The sequence below is a fragment of the Bradyrhizobium sp. Arg816 genome (genome assembly GCF_029989365.1).
In the GTDB taxonomy this organism is placed as follows: domain Bacteria; phylum Pseudomonadota; class Alphaproteobacteria; order Rhizobiales; family Xanthobacteraceae; genus Bradyrhizobium.
Window position 1 is genome coordinate 148,339 of record NZ_JAPRAQ010000008.1, and the last position, 26,045, is coordinate 174,383.

Annotated in this window: 25 protein-coding genes; 15 read left to right on the forward strand and 10 right to left on the reverse strand. The window is 65.1% G+C overall.

Annotated elements, in window-relative coordinates; translation table 11 throughout:
* Nucleotides 1-68 precede the first annotated feature (68 nt).
* Nucleotides 69-1,034: a complex I NDUFA9 subunit family protein gene (locus OWC48_RS21115; protein ID WP_282521688.1), complete on the forward strand. Its 966-nt coding sequence runs from the start codon at nucleotides 69-71 to the stop codon at nucleotides 1,032-1,034.
* A 166-nt stretch (nucleotides 1,035-1,200) separates the two neighbouring features.
* On the opposite strand, the gene OWC48_RS21120 is transcribed toward OWC48_RS21115, so the two are convergent.
* The 3 genes from OWC48_RS21120 to OWC48_RS21130 form a co-directional block, all read right to left on the reverse strand.
* The gene (locus OWC48_RS21120) at nucleotides 1,201-1,941 is read right to left on the reverse strand and encodes an SDR family oxidoreductase (RefSeq protein WP_282521689.1); all 741 of its coding nucleotides are present in this window, start codon (nucleotides 1,939-1,941) and stop codon (nucleotides 1,201-1,203) included.
* Between the two features lie 3 nt (nucleotides 1,942-1,944).
* On the reverse strand, nucleotides 1,945-3,270 hold the full coding sequence (locus OWC48_RS21125) for an FAD-binding oxidoreductase (protein WP_282521690.1): 1,326 nt from the start codon (nucleotides 3,268-3,270) through the stop codon (nucleotides 1,945-1,947).
* Nucleotides 3,271-3,503: 233 nt separating this feature from the next.
* Nucleotides 3,504-4,310: an undecaprenyl-diphosphate phosphatase gene (locus tag OWC48_RS21130; RefSeq protein WP_282521691.1), complete on the reverse strand. Its 807-nt coding sequence runs from the start codon at nucleotides 4,308-4,310 to the stop codon at nucleotides 3,504-3,506.
* 169 nt (nucleotides 4,311-4,479) lie between these two features.
* Here OWC48_RS21130 and OWC48_RS21135 point away from each other — a divergent pair, with 169 nt between their 5' ends.
* The 3 genes from OWC48_RS21135 to OWC48_RS21145 all read left to right on the forward strand — a co-directional run bounded on the left by OWC48_RS21135 (nucleotide 4,480) and on the right by OWC48_RS21145 (nucleotide 7,277).
* Entirely contained in the window at nucleotides 4,480-5,172 is a 693-nt protein-coding gene (locus OWC48_RS21135) for a glutathione S-transferase family protein (protein WP_063980220.1), read from the forward strand.
* A complete protein-coding gene (gene queG, locus OWC48_RS21140) occupies nucleotides 5,121-6,296 on the forward strand; it encodes a tRNA epoxyqueuosine(34) reductase QueG (protein ID WP_282521692.1) in 1,176 nt (391 codons plus the stop codon). The genes OWC48_RS21135 and queG overlap by 52 nt, the downstream gene beginning before the upstream one ends.
* A 183-nt stretch (nucleotides 6,297-6,479) precedes the next feature.
* A complete protein-coding gene (locus tag OWC48_RS21145; protein ID WP_282521693.1) occupies nucleotides 6,480-7,277 on the forward strand; it encodes an acyl-CoA thioesterase domain-containing protein in 798 nt (265 codons plus the stop codon).
* Nucleotides 7,278-7,362: 85 nt separating this feature from the next.
* Here the strand turns inward: OWC48_RS21145 and OWC48_RS21150 are convergent, their stop codons facing one another.
* Entirely contained in the window at nucleotides 7,363-7,830 is a 468-nt protein-coding gene (locus OWC48_RS21150) for a nuclear transport factor 2 family protein (protein WP_282521694.1), read from the reverse strand.
* 160 nt (nucleotides 7,831-7,990) lie between these two features.
* Nucleotides 7,991-8,779 (reverse strand): carboxylesterase, encoded by a 789-nt coding sequence (locus OWC48_RS21155; RefSeq protein WP_282521695.1) that lies wholly within the window; start codon nucleotides 8,777-8,779, stop codon nucleotides 7,991-7,993.
* Nucleotides 8,780-9,030: 251 nt separating this feature from the next.
* On the opposite strand from OWC48_RS21155, the gene infC reads away from it, so the two are divergent.
* Complete coding sequence (infC, locus tag OWC48_RS21160) at nucleotides 9,031-9,570, forward strand: translation initiation factor IF-3 (RefSeq protein WP_071917037.1); 540 nt, start codon at nucleotides 9,031-9,033, stop codon at nucleotides 9,568-9,570.
* A 63-nt stretch (nucleotides 9,571-9,633) separates the two neighbouring features.
* On the opposite strand, the gene OWC48_RS21165 is transcribed toward infC, so the two are convergent.
* Nucleotides 9,634-10,038: a hypothetical protein gene (locus tag OWC48_RS21165; protein WP_282521696.1), complete on the reverse strand. Its 405-nt coding sequence runs from the start codon at nucleotides 10,036-10,038 to the stop codon at nucleotides 9,634-9,636.
* 271 nt (nucleotides 10,039-10,309) lie between these two features.
* Between OWC48_RS21165 and rpmI the strand changes: the two genes are divergently transcribed.
* Together rpmI and rplT are read left to right on the forward strand one after the other, a co-directional pair.
* The gene (gene rpmI, locus OWC48_RS21170; RefSeq protein ID WP_008539890.1) at nucleotides 10,310-10,510 is read left to right on the forward strand and encodes a 50S ribosomal protein L35; all 201 of its coding nucleotides are present in this window, start codon (nucleotides 10,310-10,312) and stop codon (nucleotides 10,508-10,510) included.
* Between the two features lie 88 nt (nucleotides 10,511-10,598).
* Nucleotides 10,599-10,958: a 50S ribosomal protein L20 gene (gene rplT / locus OWC48_RS21175; RefSeq protein ID WP_014490867.1), complete on the forward strand. Its 360-nt coding sequence runs from the start codon at nucleotides 10,599-10,601 to the stop codon at nucleotides 10,956-10,958.
* A 26-nt stretch (nucleotides 10,959-10,984) separates the two neighbouring features.
* On the opposite strand, the gene OWC48_RS21180 is transcribed toward rplT, so the two are convergent.
* Nucleotides 10,985-11,392: a hypothetical protein gene (locus tag OWC48_RS21180; protein WP_028148823.1), complete on the reverse strand. Its 408-nt coding sequence runs from the start codon at nucleotides 11,390-11,392 to the stop codon at nucleotides 10,985-10,987.
* 136 nt (nucleotides 11,393-11,528) lie between these two features.
* Between OWC48_RS21180 and pheS the strand changes: the two genes are divergently transcribed.
* The 3 genes from pheS to OWC48_RS21195 are packed head-to-tail and all read left to right on the forward strand — an operon-like array spanning nucleotide 11,529 to nucleotide 15,783.
* Nucleotides 11,529-12,611 (forward strand): phenylalanine--tRNA ligase subunit alpha, encoded by a 1,083-nt coding sequence (pheS, locus tag OWC48_RS21185; RefSeq protein WP_282521697.1) that lies wholly within the window; start codon nucleotides 11,529-11,531, stop codon nucleotides 12,609-12,611.
* Nucleotides 12,608-15,016, forward strand: coding sequence for a phenylalanine--tRNA ligase subunit beta (pheT, locus tag OWC48_RS21190; protein ID WP_282521698.1), 2,409 nt, complete (start codon nucleotides 12,608-12,610; stop codon nucleotides 15,014-15,016). Before pheS ends, pheT begins: the two co-directional genes overlap by 4 nt.
* The gene (locus OWC48_RS21195; RefSeq protein ID WP_282521699.1) at nucleotides 15,013-15,783 is read left to right on the forward strand and encodes a sulfite exporter TauE/SafE family protein; all 771 of its coding nucleotides are present in this window, start codon (nucleotides 15,013-15,015) and stop codon (nucleotides 15,781-15,783) included. The genes pheT and OWC48_RS21195 overlap by 4 nt, the downstream gene beginning before the upstream one ends.
* Here OWC48_RS21195 and OWC48_RS21200 read toward each other — a convergent pair.
* Nucleotides 15,780-17,177 carry an NAD(P)/FAD-dependent oxidoreductase gene (locus tag OWC48_RS21200; RefSeq protein WP_282521700.1) on the reverse strand — a complete coding sequence of 466 codons (1,398 nt, stop codon included), beginning with the start codon at nucleotides 17,175-17,177 and terminating at the stop codon, nucleotides 15,780-15,782. The genes OWC48_RS21195 and OWC48_RS21200 overlap by 4 nt on opposite strands.
* Before the next feature lie 192 nt (nucleotides 17,178-17,369).
* On the opposite strand from OWC48_RS21200, the gene OWC48_RS21205 reads away from it, so the two are divergent.
* The gene (locus OWC48_RS21205) at nucleotides 17,370-18,341 is read left to right on the forward strand and encodes a YiiX/YebB-like N1pC/P60 family cysteine hydrolase (RefSeq protein ID WP_282521701.1); all 972 of its coding nucleotides are present in this window, start codon (nucleotides 17,370-17,372) and stop codon (nucleotides 18,339-18,341) included.
* 152 nt (nucleotides 18,342-18,493) lie between these two features.
* On the opposite strand, the gene OWC48_RS21210 is transcribed toward OWC48_RS21205, so the two are convergent.
* Nucleotides 18,494-18,769 carry a metal-sensitive transcriptional regulator gene (locus tag OWC48_RS21210; protein ID WP_007598521.1) on the reverse strand — a complete coding sequence of 92 codons (276 nt, stop codon included), beginning with the start codon at nucleotides 18,767-18,769 and terminating at the stop codon, nucleotides 18,494-18,496.
* 50 nt (nucleotides 18,770-18,819) lie between these two features.
* Here OWC48_RS21210 and OWC48_RS21215 point away from each other — a divergent pair, with 50 nt between their 5' ends.
* Entirely contained in the window at nucleotides 18,820-21,309 is a 2,490-nt protein-coding gene (locus tag OWC48_RS21215) for a heavy metal translocating P-type ATPase (protein ID WP_282521702.1), read from the forward strand.
* A 132-nt stretch (nucleotides 21,310-21,441) separates the two neighbouring features.
* Nucleotides 21,442-21,888 carry a nickel-responsive transcriptional regulator NikR gene (gene nikR / locus OWC48_RS21220; protein WP_282521703.1) on the forward strand — a complete coding sequence of 149 codons (447 nt, stop codon included), beginning with the start codon at nucleotides 21,442-21,444 and terminating at the stop codon, nucleotides 21,886-21,888.
* 101 nt (nucleotides 21,889-21,989) lie between these two features.
* On the opposite strand, the gene OWC48_RS21225 is transcribed toward nikR, so the two are convergent.
* Complete coding sequence (locus OWC48_RS21225; protein WP_282521704.1) at nucleotides 21,990-23,633, reverse strand: protease pro-enzyme activation domain-containing protein; 1,644 nt, start codon at nucleotides 23,631-23,633, stop codon at nucleotides 21,990-21,992.
* 286 nt (nucleotides 23,634-23,919) lie between these two features.
* On the opposite strand from OWC48_RS21225, the gene OWC48_RS21230 reads away from it, so the two are divergent.
* Complete coding sequence (locus OWC48_RS21230; RefSeq protein ID WP_282521705.1) at nucleotides 23,920-25,092, forward strand: hypothetical protein; 1,173 nt, start codon at nucleotides 23,920-23,922, stop codon at nucleotides 25,090-25,092.
* 172 nt (nucleotides 25,093-25,264) lie between these two features.
* Complete coding sequence (locus OWC48_RS21235; protein WP_282521706.1) at nucleotides 25,265-26,005, forward strand: sulfate transporter family protein; 741 nt, start codon at nucleotides 25,265-25,267, stop codon at nucleotides 26,003-26,005.
* Nucleotides 26,006-26,045 lie beyond the last annotated feature (40 nt).

The window sequence follows — 26,045 nt, forward strand, 5'->3', positions numbered from 1 at the left end:
AAACCGGCCCGATACAAGCCTGATAACACGCACTCTTTCCGCAGGAATGGACCCCAGGAATGGATCCCATGGCATCGAATCTGGAAACTCTCGTCACGGTTTTCGGCGGATCGGGGTTTTTGGGCCGGAATGTCGTCCGCGCGCTGTGCCGCCGGGACTACCGGGTCCGGGTCGCGGTGCGGCGGCCGGAACTGGCCGGGTACCTCCAGCCCTCCGGCAAGGTCGGGCAGGTCCACACCGTGCAGGCGAATCTGCGCTATCCGGCCTCGGTCGAGGCGGCGCTGCGTGATTCGCATGTCGTGATCAATCTGGTCGGCATCCTCACCGAGGGCGGCGCGCAGAGCTTTGACGCCGTCCAGGCCAGGGGCGCCGAGACCGTCGCAAAGGCGGCGGCCGCCGCCGGTGCGCGTTTGGTGCATGTCTCCGCGATCGGCGCCGATGCGGAATCGCCCTCGCGCTATGCCAAGGCCAAGGCGGCCGGCGAAGCGGCCGTGCTGGCCACGGTGCCCTCGGCCACCATCTTCCGTCCCTCCGTGATGTTCGGCCCCGAGGACCAGTTCACCAACCGCTTCGCGGCGCTCGCCCGGATGTCGCCCGTGCTGCCGCTGATCGGCGCCGACACCAGGATGCAGCCGGTCTATGTCGGCGACGTCGCCACCGCGATCGCGGATGCCGTCGACGGCAAGGCCAAGGCGGGCGCGACCTACGAGCTCGGCGGGCCGGAAGTGCTGACCATGCGCGAGATCATCGAGGCCATCATCGCGATCGCCGACCGCAAGCCGATGCTGGTGCCGCTGTCATTCGGGCTCGCCCGTTTCCAGGCCAATTTCCTGCAATTCGCCCCGGGCGCGCTGAAGCTGACCCCGGACCAGGTCACGCTGCTCGCACGCGACAATGTGGTGTCGGATGCGGCGAAGGCGGCAGGGCTGACGCTGGAAGGGCTCGGCATATCAGCCGATTCGCTGGAAGCGATCGCCCCGCAATATCTCTGGCGTTTCCGCGCTGCGGGTCAGTTCCAGCGCAAGAGCGCGTAGGGCATCTCTCTCCGTCGTTATGGCCGGGCATAGCCGTCCGAAGGACGGCGTCGCTTCGCTCGCCTATGACCCGGCCATCCACGTTTTTCTCACCGCGGCCACCAAGAACGTGGATGCCCGGCACAAGGCCGGGCATGACGAGACTGTAGTGCGGGTCGCAACTGCCTCAAAACTTCAGCTTCTTGAACACCGCTTCCGGCAGCGTCTTGATGATGAGCATCACGAGACGCCATTTGCCGCTGACATAGACGACGTCGGTCTTCTTCTCGACGGCGTTGAGGATCGCATCGCCGACGACCGGCGCCTCGACGGTGAGCGGGCCGATCAGCTTCATGCCTTCCGTCATTTTCGTACGGACGAAGCCCGGCTTCACCGTGACGACGTGAACGCCGCCGCGACTGGCCCGGGCGCGCAGGCCCGACAGGAAGGCGGAGAAGCCCGCCTTCGCCGATCCGTAGACATAGTTGGAAGCACGGCCGCGATCGCCGGCGACGGATGAGACGCCGACGAGCGTACCACTGCCGCGTGCCAAAAATTTCTCCGCGAACAGGCCGAGGATCAGCGACGGGCCCTCGTAGTTGGAGCGCATGATCGTCGTGGCATGCGCGAGATCGCTCTCGGCATTCTGCTGCACGCCCAGTAGGCCGACGATCGAGATGACGACATCAGGCAACGCAGGAAGGCCGCTCACAAAGCCATCGAACGAAGCGGTATCGAGCACATCGAATTTGTGGAGGCCAACCTCGACATTGTAGCGCGCGCGCAGATCGGCCGCATCAGGCTCGAGTGCGGCGACGTCACGGCCCGCGAGGGCGACATCGTATCCGGCCTTGGCAAAGGCGCGCGCGGCGGCGCGGCCGATATCGGAGGAGCCACCGAGCACAATTGCGGACTTGCGTGACGTCACGGCTTAAACCTCATCGAACAGGCGTTGCGAAAGTTTTGAGCGGATGGTCCCGGCGGGATCGAGCGATTTGCGGATTGCGTTGAAGCGCCGCAAGGCCGGATAGCCGGCTTCGAACGTGGCGCGCGACTGGCGGGCGTCCTTGGCGAGATAAAGCCGGCCGCCGGCGGCGACGACCAGGCGGTCGATCTCGTCGAGGAAATTCAGGATGTCGCCCTTCACCGGGAAATCCAGCGCCAGCGTGTAGCCGGGCAGCGGGAACGATAGGATGCCGTCGCCCTGGCCGAGTTTCTTGAGCACCGCGAGGAAGGAGGCATCGCCGCGCCGGGCGACGCGATCGAGGATCTCGCCGAGCACGGCGCGGGCGCCCAGCTCCGGAATCACGCATTGATGCTGAAGAAAGCCGCGCCGGCCGTAGATGCGGTTCCAGTCGGCGATGCTGTCGAGCGGAAAGAAATACGGATAGAGCGAGACCACATGGTCGCCGCCGGCGCGCCGCGCGCCCATGCGGTAGTAGAGCTCGTTGAAGGCGCGGATGCTGTAGCGGTTCAGCGTCATCGACGGCAGGTCGACGGGCACCGCGAGGCCGGGATTTTTGCCGGCGGGAAATGCACCGGCGCCGTCGGCAAGCTCGTCTGTCCTTGCGTGCTCGCCGAGATAGATCAGCGAGCGGCCGAGATCACTGCCGCGTGCGGCACAATCGATCCAGGCCACCGAATAGGTGGCGGAATCGCCCGCATCGAGCGCGCGCATCGCGGCGTCGAGATCGGATGCGGAGATCACCCGCTCGCGGATCCACCCCGTTTCGACCGGCCGTAGCCGCATCGTCGCCTCCAGGATCACCCCGGTGAGGCCCATGCCGCCGACGGTCGCAAAGAAGGCGTCGGAATTCTGTTCGCGCGAGGCTTCGATGGTCTCGCCCTGCCCGGTGCGCAGCAAAATGCTGTCGACATAGCGGCCGAAACCGCCCTCGCAATGATGGTTCTTGCCGTGGACATCGGCGGCAATGGCGCCGCCAACCGAGACGAAGCGCGTACCCGGCACGACGAAGGGCAGGAAACCGCGCGGACCAAAGGTGTCGATCAGGTCCGACAGCAGCACGCCGGCTTCGAGGCGGATGCGTCCGGTCACGGGATCGAACGACCGGACCCGGTCGAACCCCGTCATTGCGATGGTCCTTGCGGCGCCGATCGCGGCATCGCCATAGGCGCGGCCGTTGCCCCGAGCCACCGAGCCTGTCACCACGGCTTCGCCCACGGCCTCGAACGACCGCGGCCGCAGCAGCTCGCTATCGACGACCGGGAAACGCCCCCAGCCGCTGACGAGGGTCATGGCTCAGCTCCTGTGCCGGGCGCGCGCCGCCCTGCTCTGGAAACTGCCTACCGATCAAAAGCTTATTTTACGTTGAAGGCGCGGTAGAAGCGTCGCCCGGATGGAGCCACTGGGTCGGCGCAAAGCGCCGCCCGATGACAGGCTCCGCGCAATCCGGGATGGTGCCACAAGCGCTGCCGGCCCCGGATTACGCTGCGCTCCATCCGGGCTACGGGCTCAAAGCGTTTCTAAGGTTAACGGCCGAGCGCCAGCGCGATCAGGCCGAGCGTGCCGACGATCACGCGCCACCAGGCGAACACCGCAAACCCGTGGCGGGTGACGTATCCCAAGAACGTCTTCACCACGATGATCGCGGTGATGAACGACACCACGAAGCCGATCGCGACGATCCCCATGTGGTCCATCGTCATCTCGGAGCGGTTCTTGTAGAAATCGTAGGCGAACGCGCCGATCATGGTGGGGATGGCGAGGAAGAACGAGAACTCCGCCGCCGCGCGCTTGTCGGCACCCAGAAACATCGCGGCGACGATGCTGGCGCCGGAGCGCGACACGCCCGGGATCATCGCGATGCACTGCGCGATGCCGATATAGAGATACATCAGCAGCGGAAAGCGGGTGGCGTCATGCTCGCGCGCCTTGAGATCGAGCCGATCGACCCACAGCAGGATGGCGCCGCCGACGATCAGCGAGAAGCACACCACCCACGGATTGAACAGCAGGGTCTTGATGTATTTGCCGGCAACGAGACCGACGATGACCGCGGGCAGGAACGCCACCAGCACACCGATCACGAAACGGCGCGCATAGGCGTCGCCGGTGAACATGCCGATCGCGACGTCCCACAATTTCTTGAAGTACAGCACGACGATCGCAAGGATCGCGCCGAGCTGGATCAGAACGGTAAACGAATCCCAGAACGCGCCTTCGCCGAGATGGAAGAAGCGCTCCGCGAGCAGAAGGTGGCCGGTCGAGGACACGGGAAGGAACTCGGTCACACCCTCGATGATGCCGAGGATCACTGCCCGTATTGCGTCTGACATATTTACGGTCCATTTCCGCTGGAAAAGCGGGGCTCTTCTCGCCTATTCGTCCTTCTCTCGCAATCGCAAAATGCGGCATCGCGCCCTTGCCTCGCGGTTTTGAAGGACTAGTGTGGCGCCGCACAAACATTGATGGATTCTTAATCACCATCAAATAGTCAAAGGCTTCATGTTTACGCTGTTTCATCACCCGTTCTGCCCGCATTCGCGTTTCATCCGCCTGATCGCGGGAGAATACGGGCTCGAATTGCGGCTGGTCGAAGAGCGCAGCTGGGAGCGGCGCGAGGCATTTCTGCTGCTCAATGCGGCCGGTACCACGCCCGTCCTGGTGGACAAGGAACAATCGCCCATACCCGGCGCGGCGATCATCGCCGAATATGTCGACGAGGCCTATGGCGCCGACATGGGACCGAAGCGCCTGATGCCGGAAACGGTCGCCGAGCGCGTCGAGGTGCGCCGGCTGATGGCCTGGTTCAACGAGAAATTCTTCGAGGAGGTCTCGCATCCCCTGGTCACCGAGCGCATCTACAAGCGCTTCATGAGCGAGGAGAACGGCGGCGGCGCACCCTCGGCCGACGTGATGCGAGCCGCCAAGGCCAACGTGCGCTATCATCTGGCCTATATCGGCTGGCTGGCGCAGACGCGGAACTTCCTCGCCGGCGACCGGCTCACCTACGCGGATCTCGCCGCCGCGGCGCATCTCTCGGCGATCGACTATCTGGGCGACGTGCCATGGAGCGAGGACGACGCAGCAAAGGCGTGGTACGCGCGGGTGAAATCCCGCCCGTCGTTCCGCCCGCTGCTGAGCGAATGGCTGGCGGGCGTGCCGGCGTCGCGGACCTACGTGGACCTGGATTTCTGAACTCGGATCCGACCGAACTGAAGGCGGCGCTTGCAAACGAGGCACGCGCGCTCGGCTTTGACTGCATCGGCATCACCGCATCCGGCACGATCGAAAGCGCCGGAAAGCGTTTTCTTGAATTCATCGCTTCGGGCGGCCATGGCGACATGGATTGGCTTGCAGCACAGCCGGAGCGCCGCGTCGATCCGCGCGGGCTGTGGCAGGACGTGCGCAGCGTCATCATGCTCGGCGTCAATTACGGGCCCGACCAGGATCCGCTCGCGATCCTGCAGCAGCGCACGCGCGCGGCGATCTCGGTCTATGCCCAGGGCGACGACTATCACGACCTCATCAAGAAGCGCCTGAAGGCATTGGCGCGCTGGCTGGTCGCGACGGCGCCATCGGACGTCAAGGTGTTCGTCGACACCGCGGCGGTGATGGAAAAGCCCTTGGCGCAAGCCGCGCATCTCGGCTGGCAGGGCAAGCACACCAATCTCGTCTCACGCGAGTTCGGCTCCTGGCTATTCCTCGGCGCGATCTACACGACGCTCGAGCTGCCGCGCGACGACGCCGAGATCGATCATTGCGGCTCATGCCAGGCGTGCCTCGACATCTGCCCGACGTCGGCGTTTCCGGCGCCCTACAAGCTCGATGCGCGGCGCTGCATCTCGTATCTGACCATCGAGAACAAGGGACCGATCCCGCACGAGTTTCGCAACGCCATCGGCAACCGCATCTATGGCTGCGACGATTGCCTTGCGGCCTGCCCCTGGAACAAGTTCGCGCAGGAGGGGCGCGAGGCAAAGCTCGCCGCGCGCGACGAATTGCGCGCGCCGTCGCTTGCCGAACTCGCACGGCTCGACGATGCATCGTTTCGCGCGCTGTTCACGAAGTCGCCGGTCAAGCGCATCGGCCGTGACCGCTTTTTGCGGAATGTGCTGATCGCGATTGGCAACTCCGGGGATGCGGAGTTGGTGGGGGAGGTGCGACGATTGCTCGGCGATGAGAGCGCGTTGGTGCGTGGCGCTGCGGTGTGGGCGCTGGGGCAGTTGGTGCCCGATGAAGAGTTCGCGGCGATCAAGACGAACGCGATTGCCGGCGAGCAGGACGACAGCGTGCGTGAGGAGTGGCAAACCGTTTCCTAATTCTCGGTGTCATGCCCCGCGAAAGCGGGGCATCCAGTACGCCGCGGCTCATCGATTGAACCACAACCGTCTCGGAGTACTGGATCGCCCGGTCAAGCCGGGCGATGACAGCGGTTGTTGTGGCTGCCGCGCCCGCTGCCACCACACTTGATTTCCCCGCAGCTTTCCTCAAAGTCGCGCGTCATGACAAACATGCCTTTCTTCACCCGCGACGGCGATACATTCCATCCGACGGAAGTGGCCAACGGTCCCTGGGATCCGAAATCGCTGCACGGACGCGTCATCGTCGGCCTGCTCGGCTTCGCCATCGAGGAGCGCCATTCCGGCCCAGAATTCGTGCCGGCGCGGCTCACGGTCGACATGTTTCGGCTGCCGACCATCGACAAGCCGATCGAGGTAACGACGCGGCTGGTGCGCGACGGACTACGCATTCGCGTGGTCGAGGCCGAATTTGTCTCCGGCGGCGTCAGCATGGCGCGTGCCTCGTGCCAGCTGCTGCGCAAAACGCAGAATCCGGACGGCAACGTCTGGTCGCCGCCGAACTGGGACGCGCCGAAGCCGGACGACATTCCCAAACCCACCGATCCCAGGCTCGGCATGAACGGCAAATGGACGACGCGGCCGATCGTCGGCCATATGGGCTCGCTCGGTCCGCGCCGGCTCTGGATGAGCGAGGTGCGCGAGCTGGTGGCCGGTGCGCCGATGACGCCGTTCGTTCATGTCGCTGTTGGTGCCGACTACGCGAGCCCCTTTGCGAACGCCGGCGACAAGGGGCTCGGCTACATCAACAGCGACGTGACGATCTATCTGCACCGCCTGCCGGTGACGAACTGGATCGGCTTCGACGTGGTCAATCACCAGGCGACCGATGGTGTCGCGATCGGCGAATGCTGGCTCTACGACGAGCAGGGCCCGATCGGTACCGCGACGGTCGCAGCACTGGCGCAGCGCAAGCCGATGGCGAAGCAACCGTCACCGTAACTGGGCATCACAGACATCAGCGGCTTGCGCAGCTGCGCTCCCTGCCCCTCCCCCGCAAGGGGGGAGGGAATGAGAGAGTGGTGCATTACGCCAGATGCCGCTTCATCTCCGGCCGCGCTTTCAGCTCGGCGCCCTGCTTGCCGACGATCTTCGCAATCCGTTCCGGCGCAAACTTCAGATCGACGAACGCCGGCGCGGTGTTGGCGACCTCGTGATAGCTCACGATCTTGCCGTCGCGCAGCGTCATGATCGCGACGCCCTCGAACATCGCCCGCGCGCCGTTCGCTTCGGCCAAGGTCGAGCGATAGCTGAAGGTGTAGCGCGCATAGAGCGTGGTGCCGTCGGTTACGGGATCATGCATGTCCCAGCGGAAATCGGTCGCCGTGCGATAGAACCAGTCGTCGACCATCGCTGCGATTTTGGAGCGGCCTTCGAAGGCGCCGTAGAAGACGTCGTGATAGACGCCGTCCTCGGTGAACAGTTCGGCGAACGCTTTGCCGTTGCGCTGCTCGACGGCGTCGCAGAAGGCGCGCAGCATGGTGGTGGTGGTCATTGGCGTTGCTTCCCTTATTCGTCATGCCGCGCGAAGGCGGGGCATCCAGTACGCCGCGGCCCATCGGCTCAATCACGACCGCTGGTGGAATACTGGATCGTCCGCCCCAGTGCGCAATTGCGCACAAGGCGGACGATGACACCGACTGATCAGAGACACTTCACCCGATCTCAGCCACCGCGGCAAGAATGCGGGCGATGTCCTGCGGACGGGAGAGGCGGTGATCGCCGTCCTGGATCATGGTCAGCACCACGTCATCGGCCGGCAGGCGATGCGTCAGCGCGAAGGCGTGCTGCCAGGGCACATCCGGATCCTGCGCGCCCTGGAGGATGCGGACGGGACAGCCGAGATCGATGGCGCTGCCGAGCACCAGATGATTGCGGCCCTCCTCGATCAAATTCCGCGTGATCGGATAGGGCGAGCCGTCACCATAGTCCGACGGCCGCAGCCAGAAGCCCTTGGTCTCGATTTCTTTCTTCACCGCGGCGGAAAAATTCTTCCACATCAGCTCCTCGGTGAAATCGGGCGCGGGCGCGATCAGCACCAGGCCCGCCAGCGAGGCCTTACTGGCCCGCTTCCTGATCTCGCGCGCGAGCAGCAGCGCCATCCAGCCGCCCATGGAGGAACCGATCAGAACCTGCGGGCCGTCGCAGAACCGCTCGAACACCGCCACGCTGTCCTCGAGCCAGCTTCCGATGGTTCCATCGGCGAACGCGCCGCCGGATTCGCCATGGCCGGAATAGTCGAACCGGACTGCGGCGCGGCCATGGTCCGCAGCCCAGGCATCCAGCGCCACGGCCTTGCCGCCCTGCATGTCCGACTTGAACCCGCCGAGCCAGACCAGTCCAGGTCCTCGACCGGCGCGGCTGCGCACCGCGATCCTGCGTGCGGACGGGCCCTCGCCCACATCGATGAAGCCGAGCACGGCTTCGGGAATTGCATTGGTCATGGAACGTTTACTCTGGTTGTTCGGTTTGAGCTGTCTGGATGTGTTCCGCGGCGCAGCCCAGCATTGGTATTGGCCCTTTGGGACGCTTGCGGAACAGAAGCAAGGTGTCTATGTCCTGCAGCGTGCCCACGGGCGTGACCAAAATGCCTCGCATTTGAGGCTTTTTCGCCTCCCGCACGCGCGACTTGCTTGCCCGCAAACGCATCTTCCTTCAGACTAGCCGCCTCTTTCACAACTTTGGAGAACCACCCATTCGCCGTCCCAATAAAGCCCCGCCCGTTGCCAGCAAAGACGGGCCGCGCATCAATGATGATATTCGCAATGCGCAAATCCAGCTGATCGATCAGACCGGTGACAACAAGGGCACGGTCGAAACCGTCATGGCCATCCGCATGGCCCAGGAAGCTGGCATGGATCTGGTCGAGATTTCGCCGAATGTCAGCCCTCCCGTCTGCAAGATCATGGACTACGGGAAGTACAAGTATTCCGCCCAGAAAAAGGCCGCCGAAGCCCGCAAGCGGCAGAAGATCGTCGAGATCAAGGAGATCAAGCTCCGCCCGATGATCGACGACCACGATTACGACGTGAAGATGCGCGCGATGCAGCGGTTCTTCGAAGAGGGCGACAAGGTCAAGATCACGCTGCGCTATCGCGGCCGCGAAATGGCGCACCAGGAGATCGGCACCAAGCTTCTGGACAAGATCAAGAACGACGTCGCCGAGCTCGCCAAGGTCGAGCAGGACGCCAGGTTCGAGGGCCGTCAGGTCGTCATGGTGCTGGCGCCGCGCTGACGTCCGCTTTTCAGGACTGAGAGTTCAACGGCCCGTCCGGATTTCCGGCGGGCCGTTTCTGTATCAGGACCGCGTCGCCTGCCAGGTGCCGCTGCAGCGGTCGCCGGAAATGATGCCGTTCCAGTAGCCTGCACCGGCCATCCCGCCGAGCCGGCCGCCTCCGCTGGCGTGGGACGCGCCGACCGAGACCTGGACCGCGACGGCGCCGCCGCGATGAACCGTGCCGGAGACCCGGCCGCCGCCGGCAGATGACACCCGGCCGCCGGTGACGGTGAACGGGACGCTGTAACCGGAGCTGCAATTGCCCCGCGTGGTGGCGAAAGTGACGTTCCAGATGCCGTCATAGCTGCCCATGCGGGCGTCCGCGGTCGAGGGCAGCGCGGCCGTGGCAAGCACGGCAAGCAGCGCCAGGCGGCGCGGGCGGGCGAGGTCCGTCAAAGACGAAAGCGATCGGGAAAAATGGGCCATTTTGGTCCTGCTCCAGGCGACACGGCTTGGACATATGGGTGGTAACTCCGAATAGTCGCCGGGCAGGTTTCGGCGGTTCAGCGTTGCCATTTGGCTTGTCCTCTGTCATAAGCCCAGCCTTCATCGCCCGGCTGATTAAGGGCTGCCGTGGCGGTGTCCGTGCGGGTTTCGCGCTTGTTCGTAAAACCTGAGCACAATCAACGCTCTAACGAGCATTTTTGACGGCCAGCCGCCTTCGCGGGCGGATTTCTGTGGCCATTAGGAGAGCCAAATGCCCAAGCTGAAGACCAAATCGGGCGCTAAAAAGCGCTTCAAGGTGACTGCCACCGGCAAAGTGATGCACGCCCAGCGCGGCAAGCGTCACGGCATGATCAAGCGGACGAAGAAGCAGATCCGTCAGCTGCGCGGCACTCGCGTGCTGTTCAAGACCGACGGCGACAACGTCAAGAAGTACTTCTTGCCGAACGCCTGATCGCGTCCAAGATCGTCGAAGATCATTGCCACCTCCGCCGCGCTAGCGCGGCGATCCGAAAACCAAGTCATCTCTGAAGGATTTTGTCATGTCTCGCGTCAAACGCGGTGTGACCGCCCACGCCAAGCACAAGAAAGTCTACAAGGCCGCCAAGGGTTTCTATGGCCGCCGCAAGAACACCATCCGCGCCGCCAAGCCGGCCGTGGAAAAGGCCCAGCAGTACGCGTTCCGTGATCGCAAGCGCAAGAAGCGGACATTCCGCGCGCTCTGGATCCAGCGTCTCAACGCCGCTGTGCGTCCGTTCGGCCTGACCTACAGCCGATTTATCGACGGTCTCGCCAAGTCGGGGATCACCGTGGACCGCAAGGTGCTGTCGGATCTCGCGATCCACGAGCCCGCGTCGTTCCAGGCGATCGCCGAGAAGGCCAAGGCCGCGCTGGCGGCCTAAGAGGCTGCTTCAGAGCAAGCCCAGCACTAACGGCCGGCTCCGCCGGCTTTCAGCGCACGTCGCGAGTAACGCTGGGCGACCTCTGCCCGGCAGAAGGCCGTGGCCGAGATATACATGGTGCCGGACTTGTTCCGGTACTTCCGGTCGCAGACCCGCAACTCGCGCTGATAGCTGAGCTTCTGCGGCGTTCTCAGCCGGCCGACAAAATCGGCCTCGCACTTCTTCTCGACCGCTTCGCCGAATTGCACGTCGCCGCTGGCGCCGTATGCGCAAGCATCGAACAGCGTCATGGCACGGTCGCAGCTCGGCGCCGCGTTCAGGACCGCGATGATGTCATCCATCGACGTCGATTTGGCCGGGCATTCCTCCGCGGCGTGAGCCGCGCTTCCCAAAAGAACCAAGCTCAAGCCGACCACCCAGGATCGTAAACGCATCGTCCTCTCCCTCGACTTCAGGTTGGTGCCAGCCATGCCTATAGGGTTCAAATGCCCTGCATTTACGACGGCTATACGGCTTGACGTTCCGGCCCGGCTGCGGCCACAACCGGCAGCGTTTTGAAAGGATCCGACCGTGTCCGACCTCGCCAGTCTCGTCCAATCCATCCTCGCGCAGATCAGTGCTGCCGGGGACGAAGCCGCCCTCGAAGCCGTTCGCGTTGCCTCCCTCGGCAAAAAGGGCTCGATCTCGGCCTTGCTTGCAACGCTCGGCAAGATGTCGCCGGACGAGCGCAAGACGCAAGGCGCGGCGATCAACCAGGCCAAGGACGAGGTCACCCAGGCCCTCGCCGCGCGGCGCGACGTGCTGAAGTCGGCGGCGCTCGATGCGCGGCTCGCATCCGAGACCATCGACGTCACCCTGCCGCTGCGCGATGCGCCGACTGAAGCCGGCCGCATCCATCCGCTGAGCCAGGTCTGGGACGAGTTGACGACGATCTTCGCCGACATGGGATTCTCGGTCGCGGAAGGCCCCGACATCGAGACCGACGACTACAACTTCACCAAGCTGAATTTTCCGGAAGGCCATCCCGCCCGCGAGATGCACGACACCTTCTTCTTCCATCCGAAGGAGGACGGCTCGCGCATGCTGCTTCGAACCCACACCTCGCCGGTGCAGGTGCGCACCATGCTCACCCAGAAGCCGCCGATCCGCGTGATCTGCCCGGGCCGCACCTACCGCATCGATTCGGACGCGACCCACACACCGCAATTCCACCAGGTCGAAGGCCTCGTCATCGACAAGCACTCGCATCTCGGCCACCTCAAATGGATCCTGCACGAGTTCTGCAAGGCGTTCTTCGAGGTCGACCACATCAACATGCGCTTCCGGCCGTCGTTCTTCCCGTTCACCGAGCCGTCGCTGGAAGTCGACATCCAGTGCCGCCGCGGCAAGGACGAGATCCGCTTCGGCGAGGGCGAGGACTGGCTCGAGATTCTCGGCTGCGGCATGGTGCATCCGAACGTGCTGCGCGCCTGCGGCATCGATCCCGACGAGTACCAGGGCTTTGCCTGGGGCATGGGCATCGACCGCATCGCCATGCTGAAATACGGCATCGCCGATTTGCGCCAGCTGTTCGACAGCGACGTCCGCTGGCTGTCCCATTACGGCTTCAAGCCGCTCGAAGTGCCGACGCTTGCGGGAGGACTGAGCTCGTGAAATTCACCCTCTCCTGGCTGAAGGATCATCTCGACACCGACGAGCCGCTGGAAAAGCTCGCCGACAAGCTCACCATGATCGGGCTCGAGGTCGAGAACATCGAGGACAAGGTGAAGGCGCTGAAGCCGTTCACCATCGCGAAGGTGATCTCGGCCGAGCAGCATCCGAACGCGGATCGCCTGCGCGTCTGCATGGTCGACACCGGCGATGGTGGCGCACCGGTGCAGGTCGTGTGCGGCGCGCCGAATGCGCGCACGGGCCTGGTCAGCGTGTTCTCGCCGCCGGGGACCTACATTCCCGGCAAGGACATCACGCTCGGTGTGGGCACCATCCGCGGCGTCGAGAGCCGCGGCATGCTGTGCTCGGCGGCCGAACTCCAGATCTCCAACGACCATGACGGCATCATGGAGCTGCCGGCGGATGCGCCGATCGGCGCTGCTTACGCCGCATGGGCGGGTCTTGGCGATCCCGTGGTCGAGATCAATCTGACGCCGAACCGGCAGGACTGCACCGGCGTGCACGGCATCGCACGCGATCTCGCCGCCGCCGACATGGGCAAGTTCAAGGACCCCACCATCAAGCCGATCAAGGGCGAATTCCCCTGTCCCGTGAAGGTCGCGGTCGAGGACGCCACGCTGTGTCCCGGCTTCGCGCTGCGCCTCGTGCGCGGGGTGAAGAACGGGCCGTCGCCGGAATGGCTGCAGAAGCGGCTGACCGCGATAGGCTTGCGTCCGATCAATGCGCTGGTCGACATCACCAACTTCATGACCTACGACCGCGCGCGCCCGCTGCACGTGTTCGACGCCAAGAAGGTGAAGGGCAATCTCGTCGTGCGCCGCGCCCGCGATGGCGAGACGCTGCTCGCGCTCGACGGCCGCACCTACAATCTCGATCCCGCCATCTGCGTGATCGCGGACGAGCACGGCGTCGAATCGCTCGCCGGCATCATGGGCGGCGAAGCCTCGGGCTGCGACGAGAACACCACCGACGTGCTGATCGAATCGGCGCTGTGGAACGAGATCAACATCGCCCAGACCGGCCGCAAGCTCGGCATCAATTCGGACGCGCGCTACCGCTTCGAGCGCGGCGTCGATCCGGCCTTCATGGTGCCGGGGCTCGAGCTCGCGACCAAGCTGGTGATGGAGATGTGCGGCGGCGCGCCGTCGGAGAACATCGTGGTCGGCAAGGCCTTCGGCGACGACCGCGTGATCGATTTTCCGGTCACCGAGGTCAAGCGGCTCTCCGGCATCGAGGTGCCGCAGCCGGAGATGAAGCGCATCCTGACCCATCTCGGCTTCATGATGGCCGGCCCGGGTCCGGTGGTGAAGGTCGCGGTGCCCTCGTGGCGCACCGATGTGCATGGCAAGGCCGACATCGTCGAGGAGATCGTGCGCATCTACGGCGTCGACAAGGTGCCGATGACGCCGTTCGAGCGCGGCGAGGACGCCCGCAAGCCGGTGCTGACGCCGCTCCAGCTCCGCACCCGTCGCGCCAGGCGCGCACTCGCGAGCCGCGGCATCATCGAAGCGGTGACCTGGTCCTTCATCACGAAGTCAGCGGCAACCCTGTTCGGCGGCGGCCAGCGCGAGCTCGAAGTGGCCAACCCGATCGCCTCGGATCTCTCCGACATGCGGCCGACGCTGTTGGCGGGTCTGATCGCAGCGGCGCAGGCCAATGCCGATCGCGGCTTTGGCGATGTCGCGCTGTTCGAGGTCGGCCAGGTGTTCAAAGGCGACCGCCCGCAGGATCAGTTCATGGCGGCCAGCGGCGTGCGCCGCGGCTTTGCCTCGTCCGAAGGTCTGGGACGGCACTGGTCGGGTTCGGCGCAGGCCGAATTGTTCGACGCCAAGGCCGACGCGCTCGCGGTGCTCGCCGCGGCCGGTGCGCCAATGCAGGCGCTGCAGATCGTCGCGGGCGGACCAGCCTGGCTGCATCCGGGTCGCTCGGGCACGATCCAGATCGGCCCGCAGAACGTGCTCGGCTATTTCGGCGAGATGCATCCGCGCGCGCTCGAGGCGCTTGGCGCCGACGGCCCGCTAATGGTGTTCGAGGTAATTCTCGACCGCATCCCCGAGGCGAAGAAGAAGCCGACCCGCGCCAAGCCCGTGATCGAGCTGTCGGCCTTCCAGCCTGTTACGCGCGACTTCGCCTTCATTGTCGACCGCACCGTAAAGGCCGGCGACATCGTTCGCGCCGCGCAAGGCGTCGACAAGAAGCTGATCACCGGCGTGAATGTCTTCGACGTCTACGAGGGCAAGGGCATCGATGACGGCAAGAAGTCGATCGCGATCGCCGTGACGATCCAGCCGCGCGAGAAGACGCTGACCGACCAGGAGATCGAGGCCGTCGCCGCGAAGATCGTGGCGGAGGTCACGAAGAAGACCGGCGGCGTCTTGCGCGGATGACCCTTGCGGATTTTCTTCCGAAGGACGTCAGCCTCACCATTGCGATGGCGCTCTGCGCCGTCGCTTTCCTTTCGGGCACCGCGCGCGGCTTCTCCGGCTTCGGCTCGGCGCTGATCTTCATGCCGCTGGCGAGCAGCATCGCGGCGCCGCGTCTCGTTGCCGCGCTACTCCTGGTGATCGATTTCGTCGCGGCCCTGCCGCTGCTGCCCGACGCGTGGCGGAAGGCGGACCGCAAGGCCACCGCGGTGATCGTGCTCGGCGCGCTGGTCGGCGTGCCGGTTGGCACCTATTTCCTCAGCGTGCTCGAGCCCGTCACCACGCGCTGGATCATCTCCTGCTTCGTCGCTGCGCTGTTGCTGCTGCTGCTGTCGGGCTGGCGCTATCGCGGCAAGGACCACGCCTGGCTCTCGGTCGGCATCGGCGGCCTCTCGGGCTTCTGCAGCGGTCTGGCGCAGACCGGCGGCCCGCCGATCGTCGGCTACTGGCTCGGCCGCCCCATCGCGCCGATCGTCGCGCGCGCCAATATCCTGCTGTTCTTCGGCGCGTCGGATTTCTTCTCGATGGTCAGCTACGCGGCGACCGGCCTGATCTCACGCGAGTCGCTGGTGCTGTCGCTGATCGTCGGCCCGGTCTATGCGATAGGCGTCGCGTTCGGTGCGTCGCTGTTCGGCCGCGCCAGCGAAAAATTGTTTCGCGCGATCTGCTACGGTCTGATCGCGCTGGCGGTGATCGCGGGGCTGCCGGTGCTGGACGGGATTTTGCGCTAGTTGGCCTGCTGCCGCGGGGCGCGGCGCTTCTTCGTCGACTGCGTCGGCACGTCGGCCGGCTCGTCCTTGAGCGCGCCGATCTTGCGCAAGGCCGCATCGGCCGCGCGCTCGCCGCTTTCCCAGGCGCCGTCGACGGTGCCCCACAGCGTCTCGTGCGTGGCTTCGCCGGCGAGGAACATGTTGCCGATCGGCTCGGTCAGGATTTTTCGCGAGAGCTGCCCGCCGGGCGAGGCCGCCGACATCGCGCCCATCACGAAGGGCGAGGCGTTCCAGCGCGTTGCGGTGGTCTTCTGCACGGCGGCCGCAGCCTCGCTGCCGAACAGCTTCGTGATCCATTCCCTGGCGAAGGCGACCATCGCCTTCTCGCCCTGCTCGGAGAGATCGCGGCCGAACGAGCCGCCGACATCGATCGAACACAGTGAGGAGCCGCCGATATTGGCGAGCATCAGCGCCGTGCGCGTCGAATTGCTCTGCTCGATGAGGATGTCGTCGCGCGACAGCCCCAGCGGATTACCCGGCAGTTGCAGCACAATGCGATCGTAGCTGCCGAGCGTGAGCTTTGACGCGGCGTCGAGCGGGCGCTTGGGAATGTCAGGCCCGAACTTGATCGCGCCCGATGTCAGCACATTGGTCGAGACCGTGACGATGGCGGCACGTGCGGCGATCTTCCCGGATGACGTCTCCACGCTGACATCGCGATTGCTCCAGACAATCCTGCTCACCGGCGTCGCCAGCGCCACCGGCGCCTGTTCGCCGAGCCTGGTGAGCAGGGTCCCCAGGCCCTGACGGCACGCGATCGCGGTGTTGCGGTCCTGCGCACGCGCCTTGTCGATCGCTGAGAGCTCCTTGAGGTCTTTGCCCGCAAAGCTCGCACCAAGCACGAATTCGGCCGCACCGGCCCAGTCGCCGAGATCCTTCGGCAGCACGGACGCGCAAGAGGTATCCAGCTTGCCGCGCGCGGCGTCGTCGATGGCGCGGTTGGCGCGAACCAGCGCCGCCAGGAATTGCTCGGTCTCGCCCGCACGGGCATTGCGGCGGCCGATACGCATCTTCTGGCCGGTCGGTGCCGGCAGGACGTCGAGCCCGGCACTGCGCGCCAGCCGGATCATCGGATTGGTCTCGGGATTGTGCATCCAGCGCGCGCCGCGATCGAACGGCACGTCGAAGGTCGTGCTGTCCGTGACGCAGCGGCCGCCGATCTGGGATGCCGCTTCCACGACGACGACCTTGCGGTTGGCCGCCATGATGCGCCGCGCCGCGGCAATTCCGGCCGCCCCAGCACCGATCACGACGATGTCGGCCTCGCGCGGCAGGGGTGCGGCAGTCGCGCGCAGGACCGGCATCGCGGCAAGGGCCGCCGACGCCGATAGGAAGCTGCGGCGCGTGATTGTCATGTCATGGTTTCCGGGAACTTGCGGCGAATGGGAACAGCCCGCGAACCTTGCTGCATCTGGTGTTGCACGGCAACCATCATGGTGAATCAATCGTGCTTGATCTCACAGAGTGATGAACCGAATTGCAACAGGTTTCGACCATGATAGAGAAGGGAAAAAGACGGCCGGAAAAGGCCGTGGGGGGAGTTTGAAATGGGGACGGTTCTGGACTCAGTCGGCAAGCTGATTGCCGCGTACCTCTCGAAGGAGGTGCCGGGCTACGAGCCGTTCACGCCGAGCGACCCGGAGCACCTGCGCGGCGTCATCGAGCCCGGCGACGTGCTGCTGGTCGAGGGCAACAACCGCATCTCGGGCATCATCAAATATCTGACGCAGTCGACCTGGTCCCATGCCGCGCTCTATGTCGGTCCGGTCGAGGGCGCCGTGGAGCCCAACGGCGAGCCGCATGTGCTGATCGAGGCCAATATCGGCGAGGGCGTCACCTCGGCGCCGTTGTCGAAATACTTCCCGTATCACACCCGCGTCTGCCGCCCGGTCGGGCTGTCCTATGAGGACCGCACCACGGTCTGCCGCTATGCGATCAACCGCATCGGCTTCGGCTACGACACCAAGAACATCATCGACCTGATGCGCTTCCTGTTCCCACTGCCGATCCCGCAACGCTGGCGGCGGCGCATGATCGCGATCGGATCGGGCGATCCGACAAAAATCATCTGCTCGGCGCTGATCGCGCAGGCCTTCGATGCCGTGCGCTATCCGATCCTGCCGAAGATCACCAAGGCCGGCAGCCGCGCGGCCCGCCGCGAGATCCTGCACATCCGCGATTCCTCGCTCTACATGCCCCGCGACTTCGACATCTCGCCCTATTTCGAAGTCGTCAAACCCACCATCGTGCACGGCTTCGACTACACAGCGCTCCACTGGGCCGACAAGCAGAAGCCGCTCGAGGAGGTAGCGGGCACATTCAGTGTGTTTCCAGAAACGCTCCGTGCGCCGCCGCTCGTTCCTGAAGCGATTGACCAAGAGGCGCCGGGTGAAATTCCGGCTGAGCAAATAAGCGCGCAACCCGCGGAGATGGGCGCCACCTGCTCCGAGCATTTTGTGCTGCTGAACGAACTGGCGATGTACCGCGCACGGGGACGCGCGCAGGAGATGGCGGCGTAGCCCCGCTGTCGTCCCCGCGAACGCGGGGAGAGACATTGCACCGCTCTTTCCGCCGTCATTGCGAGCGCAGCGAAGCAATCCAGAGTCCCTCGGCGGAGGCAGTCTGGATTGCTTCGTCGCTGCGCTCCTCGCAATGACGATGGTGAGAGAGCCTACCGTTCCGCCCGCCCGATCACCGCCATCAGCTCCGCGATCTTCTCGCGCTGATCGGCCTTGTCGCCGCTCGCGATCGCGTGCTCGACGCAATGGGCGACGTGATCTTTCAGAACCTCTTCCTCGACCCGGCGCAGCGCGGCACGCACGGCCGAGATCTGCGTCACGATGTCGATGCAGTAGCGGTCCTCCTCGACCATTTTCGAGAGGCCGCGAACCTGACCCTCGATCCGGCCGAGACGTTTTCCGACGGATGCCTTGATGTCCTTGCGCATGCGCTCTATATACCCCCCTAGGGTATATGTTGCAAGGCCGGAGCATGGCAATGAACGACGCCGAACACGGGCACCATCACACGTCGGAAACACCGTCCGGATGCGGCTGTTCCGCCAATGCCACCCCCAAGGCTGCTCCCGAGGCCGCCCCCATGGCGGCTCCGCCAGCCGACAAGCCCGCGGCGTCCTCCTGCTGCGGCGGGCACGGCGACCATGCCCAGCATCACGCCCATGACCACGGCGCCGCCGCGACAAAAGTCCTCGATCCCGTCTGCGGCATGACGGTCGATCCCGCGACCTCGAAGCATCACCACACACATCACGGCGAGACCTTCCATTTCTGCTCGGCCGGCTGCCGCACCAAATTCGCCGCCGATCCCGCAAAGTATCTCGCCAGAGAGAAGGCGCCCGAACCCGAGATGCCCGCGGGCACGATCTACACCTGTCCGATGCATCCGGAGATCCGCCAGGTCGGCCCCGGCAGCTGCCCGATCTGCGGCATGGCGCTGGAGCCGGAGGTCGCGAGCCTGGAGACCGGACCCAATCCGGAACTGGCCGACATGACGCGGCGGTTCTGGATCGGCGGCGCGCTGGCGCTGCCGGCGGTGGTGCTGGAGATGGGCGGCCATCTCGCCGGCCCTCACGACTGGATCGATCCGGCGCTGTCGAACTGGCTCCAGCTCGCATTCGCCACGCCCGTCGTGCTGTGGGCCGGCTGGCCGTTCTTCGTCCGCGGCTGGCAGTCTCTGGTCACCCGCAACCTCAACATGTTCACGCTGATCGCGATGGGCACGGGCGTCGCCTATGTCTACAGCGTCGTCGCGACTGTCGTGCCGCAGATTTTCCCGGCGACCTTCCGCGGTCATGACGGTGCCGTTGCCGTCTATTTCGAGCCCGCCGCTGTGATCACCGTGCTGGTGCTGCTCGGCCAGGTGCTGGAGCTGCGCGCCCGCGACGCGACGTCGGGCGCGATCAAGGCGCTGTTGCAGCTTGCGCCAAAAACCGCGCGCCGCGTCGATGCCGATGGCGGCGAGCATGAGGTCGAAATCGAACAGCTCCACGCCGGCGACCATTTGCGCGTCCGTCCCGGCGAGAAGGTGCCGGTCGACGGAATTATCCTCGAGGGACGCTCCGCGCTCGACGAATCCCTCGTCACCGGTGAATCCATGCCGGTCACCAAGGAGCCGGGTGCGAAAGTCATCGCCGGCACGCTCAACCAGTCGGGCGGCTTCATCATGCGCGCCGACAAGGTCGGTCGCGAGACGCTGCTGTCGCAGATCGTGCAGATGGTCGCGGACGCGCAGCGCTCGCGCGCGCCGATCCAGCGGCTGGCCGACCAGGTGGCTGGCTGGTTCGTGCCGACCGTGATCGCCGTCGCCATCGCCGCCTTCGCCGCCTGGGCCTGGTTCGGACCTGAGCCGCGGCTGGCGTTCGGCCTCGTTGCCGCCGTCAGCGTGCTGATCATCGCCTGCCCCTGCGCGCTCGGCCTGGCGACCCCGATGTCGATCATGGTCGGCGTCGGCCGCGGCGCGCAGGCAGGCGTCCTGATCAAGAGCGCCGAGGCGCTGGAGCGGATGGAGAAGATCGACACGCTGGTGGTCGACAAGACCGGCACGCTGACCGAGGGCAAGCCGAAAGTGGTCGCGATCGTTCCGGCTGCCGGCTTTGCGGAGGATGACATCCTCAGCATTGCCGCCAGCGTCGAGCGCGCCAGCGAGCATCCCCTCGCCGACGCCATCGTGCGCGCCGCGAAAGAGAAGCAACTCACCCTCGCTCAGGTCGAACAGTTCGACTCGCCGACGGGCAAGGGCGCGACCGGAATAATCGACGGCAGGAGCATCGTGCTCGGCAACGCAAGATACCTGGGGTCGATCGGCATCGACACCGGAGCGCTCGATGCCGAGGCCGAACGGATGCGCCAGGACGGCGCCACCGTGATCAACATGGCCGTCGACGGCAAGCTGGCCGGGCTGTTCGCGATCGCCGATCCGGTCAAGGCCTCGACCCCGGAAGCGCTGAAAGCGCTGGCCGGTGAGGGCATCAAGGTCATCATGCTGACCGGCGACAATCGCACGACGGCGGAAGCGGTGGCGCGCCGGCTCGGTATCGCCGAGGTCGAGGCCGAGGTTCTGCCCGACCAGAAGAGCGCGGTGGTGACGAAGCTGCAAAAGGCCGGGCGCAGCGTCGCGATGGCGGGCGACGGCGTCAACGACGCGCCCGCACTGGCGGCCGCCGAGGTCGGCATCGCCATGGGCACCGGCACGGATGTGGCGATGGAGAGCGCCGGCGTCACCCTGCTGGGCGGTGATCTCACCGGCATCGTGCGTGCGCGACGACTGTCGCAGGCGACCATGAGCAACATCCGGCAAAACCTGTTCTTCGCCTTCATCTACAACGCCGCCGGCATTCCGATCGCGGCCGGCATTCTCTATCCGGCGTTCGGGATCCTGCTGTCCCCGATCATCGCCGCGGCGGCGATGGCGCTGTCCTCGGTGAGCGTGGTCGGGAATGCGCTACGGCTGCGCTCGACGAAATTATGAAGGAACTGCGTAGCCCGGATGGAGCGAAGCGAAATCCGGGATCCTGCCCACATATTGGCACCGTCCCGGATTGCGCTTCGCTCCATCCGGGCTACGGTTCACGGGACACAGGCGAGACGCGGAGAGGACCTGATGCAGCGGATTACGATCACGATCGAGGACGATCTTCTGGCGGAGATCGACGCGGCGGCGGAAGCGCGCGGCTACCAGAACCGCTCCGAGATCATCCGCGACCTCGCGCGCGCCGGCCTGCAACAGAGCACGGAGGACACCGCACAGACCGGCCCTTGCGTGGCCGGCCTCGTCTACGTCTACGACCATGCCGCGCGTGATCTCTCGAAGCGCCTGGTGCAGGAATTCCACGGCCACCACGACCTCGCGCTGGCCACCCTGCACGTCCATCTCGACGACAACAATTGCATGGAGATGACGGCGCTGCGCGGCGACGCCGGCGAGGTCAGGCATTTCGCCGACCACATCATCGCCGAACGCGGCGTCCGCTACGGCCGCGTGGTGATGATCCCGACCGGTGAAGGGAAGCAGGCGAGGGCGCGCAAGCACGGACACCGGCACGAGTAGTTCTCCCTTGCCCCGCTTGCGGGGAGAGGGTCGGGGTGAGGGGGGAGCCTCCGCAAGGGCGGTAACAGCTGGACTCGCAGAGACTCCCCGTCACCCGGAGCTCACGCCGAGAGCAAATTCTGCAGCGCTTCGCCGTTGGGGACGCCGAGGCCGGAGCAGGCGTCCCAGCCGGGGCCGGCCTTGTACATGCCGTGCAGATCGCCGGTGATGTCATTGTTGCCGATCGTGATGTCGCGGAACACGCCTTGCGTGTGCGACGCGTAGATCAGCGGGTTGATGAAGCCGACGGTCTTGCCGAATTTCTTCGTCGTCGCCTCGTTGATGCGCGCGATCAACCCCGCCATCAGCGGCGCCACCGCACTTGTGCCGCCGATGGTGGTGCCGACGCCGTTGAGGAAGATCTGGTAGCCGGTCGCGGGATCGGCATCGCCGGCAACATCGGGTACCCCGCGGCCATTGTGATGCGTCGGTGATTTCGGAACATGGGCTTGAGCCTGGTATTGCGGCCGCGGGAACACGACGCTGACACCGCCGCCGCCTGCGCCGCCCCGCGGCCCGCCGTTCCAGACCACCTCGTTGATATCGCCGTTCGGCGCCTTCAGATTGGTGCCGCCGCAGGCGAGTGCAAACGGGCTCGAGGCCGGGAAATCCGCGTGTGGCTTGCCGTCCCAGTCCGCGCCCATGTCGGCCGAACCATTGTCGCCGGAGGCAACGCAGACGGTGACGCCCATCGCGGCGGCGTCGCGGACCGCCTCGTTCAGGCCGTCGACGAATTGCTGCGAGCCTTCCTGGTCTTCCGGCCCGCCCCAGCTGATCGAGATCACCGAAGGTTTTCGCGCGGTGTCATGGACGGCGGCCTTGACCGCATCGATGAAGCCGTTGGTGGTGTTGGGCGCGAAATAAACCACGATCCTGGCGCCGGGCGCGATCGCACCGGCCACCTCGATGTCGAGCACGACCTCGCCGTCGGCGTCGGAATGGCCGGGCTTGTTGGCGCCGCCGTCGACGCTCGCGGGTGCGATCTTCGGCATCGGGATGCCCGCCTTCTTGAAGAAGGTGCGCAAATCTGACGTTTTGTAGCCGGCGCCCGTGGGATGGCCCTTCTGGTCGATGTCGTTGAGCTCGATGATGGCGATGCACTGGCCGGCGCCGGTCTCGCCGCCCGGGAAATTGTAGAGCTGGGCGATCTGATCGACCGAGAAGCTGCCGCCCTGCGCGGCGCGTGCGGCTGCGCCCTTCTGCGGCAGCTTGCGGCGGAAGTGGGGTTGCGCCACCGGCCGGTTGTCGAGGCCGTGCACGCCGACCACGATACCTGCGAGCTCGGCCGGGATCTGCACGCTGCCTTTGCGCATGCGATGGATCGCGCCTTCGTATCTGACCTTGTTGAGCTTGACCCCGAAGGCTGCGCTCATTGCCTTCACCGTCCCGGTCAGCTTCACGGTGCGGGACGCCAGATGCACGCTCTTGACGTTGAGATCGTGGTGATGCGCGAAATCGTCGATCTTGGCGACGTCGGCGGTATCAGCGCCCATCGTTGCGCCGAACTCGGCACGCGAGAGATACTGGCGCTCGCGCGGCGGTTGCGCGCCGAGCGCCATCACCTGCTCATCGTCGGCACGCTTCGCGCGCAGGCGGACGCTGATCTCGATTTCCTGCTTGGGATCGGCCGCCCCGACGAGCTTGGCTCCCTTCGGCAATTTCCGTGCGCTGTTCGCCAGCGTCACGCGCGTGGTCGAGCTTGCCATGACTTCCTCCGTTTGTGATTGGAAGGCAGATTGTCGCACCTCAACTATAGGTGTAATCTCAAGCCAAAATTGGTTCAGGCTTTGAGCGATATTTTTTCAGCAAACCTCTTGTTTGGCAGAGGCAACATCCAACTGGCTCAGATCGACACGGAATCGGTCAATATTCACGACCATTCGGCGACAAGGATTTCGATTTAAAATTGCAACTGTTGGCTTGTCTGGCCGACCAACGGAAGACGTTTGCCAGAATCAGACGTCTGAAAATCAATTTGGCGGAGACAATGCGATGCGTGCTGACCGCAAATGGGTTGAGAGAAATCTCGGTTTCGATCCGATCACGACGCCGCCCCCGCCCGACACCTTCGTGGTGAAACGCGTGGCCAAGGGCGCGGTGAAGAGATCCGCGAAGGTCACGACCGAAGACTTTCGGCGCGAGATCATCGATTTCGATTCCGAATCGAGCGAAGGCCGCGAGTTCATGGCCTTCTCGACCTCGACCGGGCTGTCGCGCTTCACCGACATTGCCTGGCCGAAGGGGTTGGCGCCGCAAACCGGGCCGAAGCCGAAGGGCAACGGCAAGGGACCGCTGCCGCGCGCCGACGTGCTGGTCGTGACCTGGACCGTCGACGAAGGCCACGCCCTCAGCCGCGTGCTGACGCCGGGCAAGGACTCCCGCAACGATTACGTACCCTATACGCATAATTACGCGGCCATCTCCAAGAAGATGCGCAACGGCTGTCCGGCCAAGGAGCTGAAACGGCTCGGCACCTACTGGACCACCGCCATCGGCAAGAAGAAGGTCGTGATCTTCAAATCCGATTCGCACATGTCGCAGGACGGCCCGCAACTGCCGAACATCGACGTCTGGCGCCAGATCATCACCGAGGTGCAGCCGACGCTCGTCATCACCACGGGCACGGCCGGCGGCATCGGCAAGGAATTCGAGGTCGGCGACGTCGTCGTCAGCCCGATCGTTCGCTTCGACTGCCTGTCGAAGTTCAAGAAGCAGCCGTTCGCGCAGGAGCATTTTTCCAGCAGATCCGCCGTGACCAAGAAGTTCGCGCAGGCCAAGACGCTGTTCAAGGCCAATGCCGAGCAATTGCCGAAGGACAACACAAGGGCGCCGAAGATCTTCGTCGTGAAGCCGAGCGGCCTGTCCTCCTCCGTGGTCACCACCGACTTCTTCGGCTTCGACACCTCGGACGACCACTTCCATCTCCAGGGACTCGGTGACGTCTCCGAAATGGGCGATGCCATCCTTGGCCTGGTCGCGCAGGAGATGGGCGACAAGGCACCGCGCTGGCTCGCGATCCGCAACGTCTCCGATCCGCAGATCAAGGCCGAAGGCACCCTGCAACAGCAGGAGCAGATCGCCGCCCAGATCTACAAGGGTTTCGGTCGCTGGAGCACGGTCTGTAGCGCCATCACCTGCTGGGCCAGCATCGCGGCGGAACGTTAGAGCATGATCCGGAAAAGTGTGAGGCGGTTTTCCCTCGCGACACACGCAGAACGCGTTTGCGCGGAGATCATGCTCAAGCGATAAAGCCGCAGGCCAGAGCGGGTCGGGAACCCTTGCCGAAGCGACTTCAGGTGTCTACCTCTCGCGGGTGGTTTTGCTGAGAGGTACTCGCATGCTGGATGCCGCCGTAAAGGCGCTGTCGCAATTGATCTCGCCGCCGATGCGCTCGATCCTGTGGCGATCGATCGGGCTTGCACTTGTGCTGATCATCGTGCTGGCGATCGGCTTGCAGCGGCTGCTGAGCTGGTTTGCGACCTATGGCGAGGTCTGGCTGGAAGGCCTGCTCGGGCCGAGCTGGCATTCCTCGCTCGAGGTCCTCGCCTGGATCGTCTCGATCGCGGCGGGCCTCGGCGTCGTGTTCGGCGGCGTGTTCCTGATGCCTGCGATCACCTCGCTGGTGGCGAGCCTGTTCGTCGACGACGTCGCCGACATCGTCGAGCGGGAGCACTATCCCGCCGAGCGGCCGGGCGCCGCGCTGCCGTTCAGCCAGGCGATCTACGAGGGCGTCAAGACCGCGCTGCTGACGCTCGTGGTCTATCTGGTGGCCTTGCCACTGGTCCTGTTCGCCGGTGCCGGATTCCTGATCTTCTTCGTCGCCGCCGCTTGGCTGCTCGGTCGCGAATATTTCGAGCTCGCCGCGATGCGCTTCCGCTCGCCGGAGGACGCCAAGGCGTTGCGGCGCGACAACGCGGCGACCATCTTCACCGCCGGCCTTTTCATTGCAGCCTTCGTCTCGATCCCGATCGTCAATCTGGCGACGCCGATCTTCGGCATGGCGTTCATGGTCCACATGCACAAGCGCCTGTCGGGACCGCGGCCCGAGCTGATAGAGCCGGCGCGGCAGATGCGGTGAGACCTCTCGGCTCACCTGTCAGCCCACCTCTCAGTTCACT

Bases quoted from the DNA above. Each gene is read 5' to 3' on its own strand.
- nikR (WP_282521703.1), top strand. From the start codon at position 21,442: ATGCAGCGGATTACGATCACGATCGAGGACGATCTTCTGGCGGAGATC.
- queG (WP_282521692.1), top strand. From the start codon at position 5,121: ATGGCTGGCGGGCGTGCCGGCGTCGCGGACCTACGTGGACCTGGATTT.
- OWC48_RS21125 (WP_282521690.1), bottom strand. From the start codon at position 3,270: ATGACCCTCGTCAGCGGCTGGGGGCGTTTCCCGGTCGTCGATAGCGAG.
- rplT (WP_014490867.1), top strand. From the start codon at position 10,599: ATGTCTCGCGTCAAACGCGGTGTGACCGCCCACGCCAAGCACAAGAAA.
- OWC48_RS21145 (WP_282521693.1), top strand. From the start codon at position 6,480: ATGACAAACATGCCTTTCTTCACCCGCGACGGCGATACATTCCATCCG.
- OWC48_RS21195 (WP_282521699.1), top strand. From the start codon at position 15,013: ATGACCCTTGCGGATTTTCTTCCGAAGGACGTCAGCCTCACCATTGCG.
- OWC48_RS21210 (WP_007598521.1), bottom strand. From the start codon at position 18,769: ATGCGCAAGGACATCAAGGCATCCGTCGGAAAACGTCTCGGCCGGATC.
- OWC48_RS21225 (WP_282521704.1), bottom strand. From the start codon at position 23,633: ATGGCAAGCTCGACCACGCGCGTGACGCTGGCGAACAGCGCACGGAAA.
- OWC48_RS21135 (WP_063980220.1), top strand. From the start codon at position 4,480: ATGTTTACGCTGTTTCATCACCCGTTCTGCCCGCATTCGCGTTTCATC.
- OWC48_RS21155 (WP_282521695.1), bottom strand. From the start codon at position 8,779: ATGACCAATGCAATTCCCGAAGCCGTGCTCGGCTTCATCGATGTGGGC.
- OWC48_RS21230 (WP_282521705.1), top strand. From the start codon at position 23,920: ATGCGTGCTGACCGCAAATGGGTTGAGAGAAATCTCGGTTTCGATCCG.
- OWC48_RS21215 (WP_282521702.1), top strand. From the start codon at position 18,820: ATGAACGACGCCGAACACGGGCACCATCACACGTCGGAAACACCGTCC.
- OWC48_RS21180 (WP_028148823.1), bottom strand. From the start codon at position 11,392: ATGCGTTTACGATCCTGGGTGGTCGGCTTGAGCTTGGTTCTTTTGGGA.
- OWC48_RS21235 (WP_282521706.1), top strand. From the start codon at position 25,265: ATGCTGGATGCCGCCGTAAAGGCGCTGTCGCAATTGATCTCGCCGCCG.
- OWC48_RS21130 (WP_282521691.1), bottom strand. From the start codon at position 4,310: ATGTCAGACGCAATACGGGCAGTGATCCTCGGCATCATCGAGGGTGTG.
- OWC48_RS21150 (WP_282521694.1), bottom strand. From the start codon at position 7,830: ATGACCACCACCACCATGCTGCGCGCCTTCTGCGACGCCGTCGAGCAG.
- OWC48_RS21115 (WP_282521688.1), top strand. From the start codon at position 69: ATGGCATCGAATCTGGAAACTCTCGTCACGGTTTTCGGCGGATCGGGG.
- OWC48_RS21200 (WP_282521700.1), bottom strand. From the start codon at position 17,177: ATGACAATCACGCGCCGCAGCTTCCTATCGGCGTCGGCGGCCCTTGCC.
- OWC48_RS21205 (WP_282521701.1), top strand. From the start codon at position 17,370: ATGGGGACGGTTCTGGACTCAGTCGGCAAGCTGATTGCCGCGTACCTC.
- OWC48_RS21165 (WP_282521696.1), bottom strand. From the start codon at position 10,038: ATGGCCCATTTTTCCCGATCGCTTTCGTCTTTGACGGACCTCGCCCGC.
- rpmI (WP_008539890.1), top strand. From the start codon at position 10,310: ATGCCCAAGCTGAAGACCAAATCGGGCGCTAAAAAGCGCTTCAAGGTG.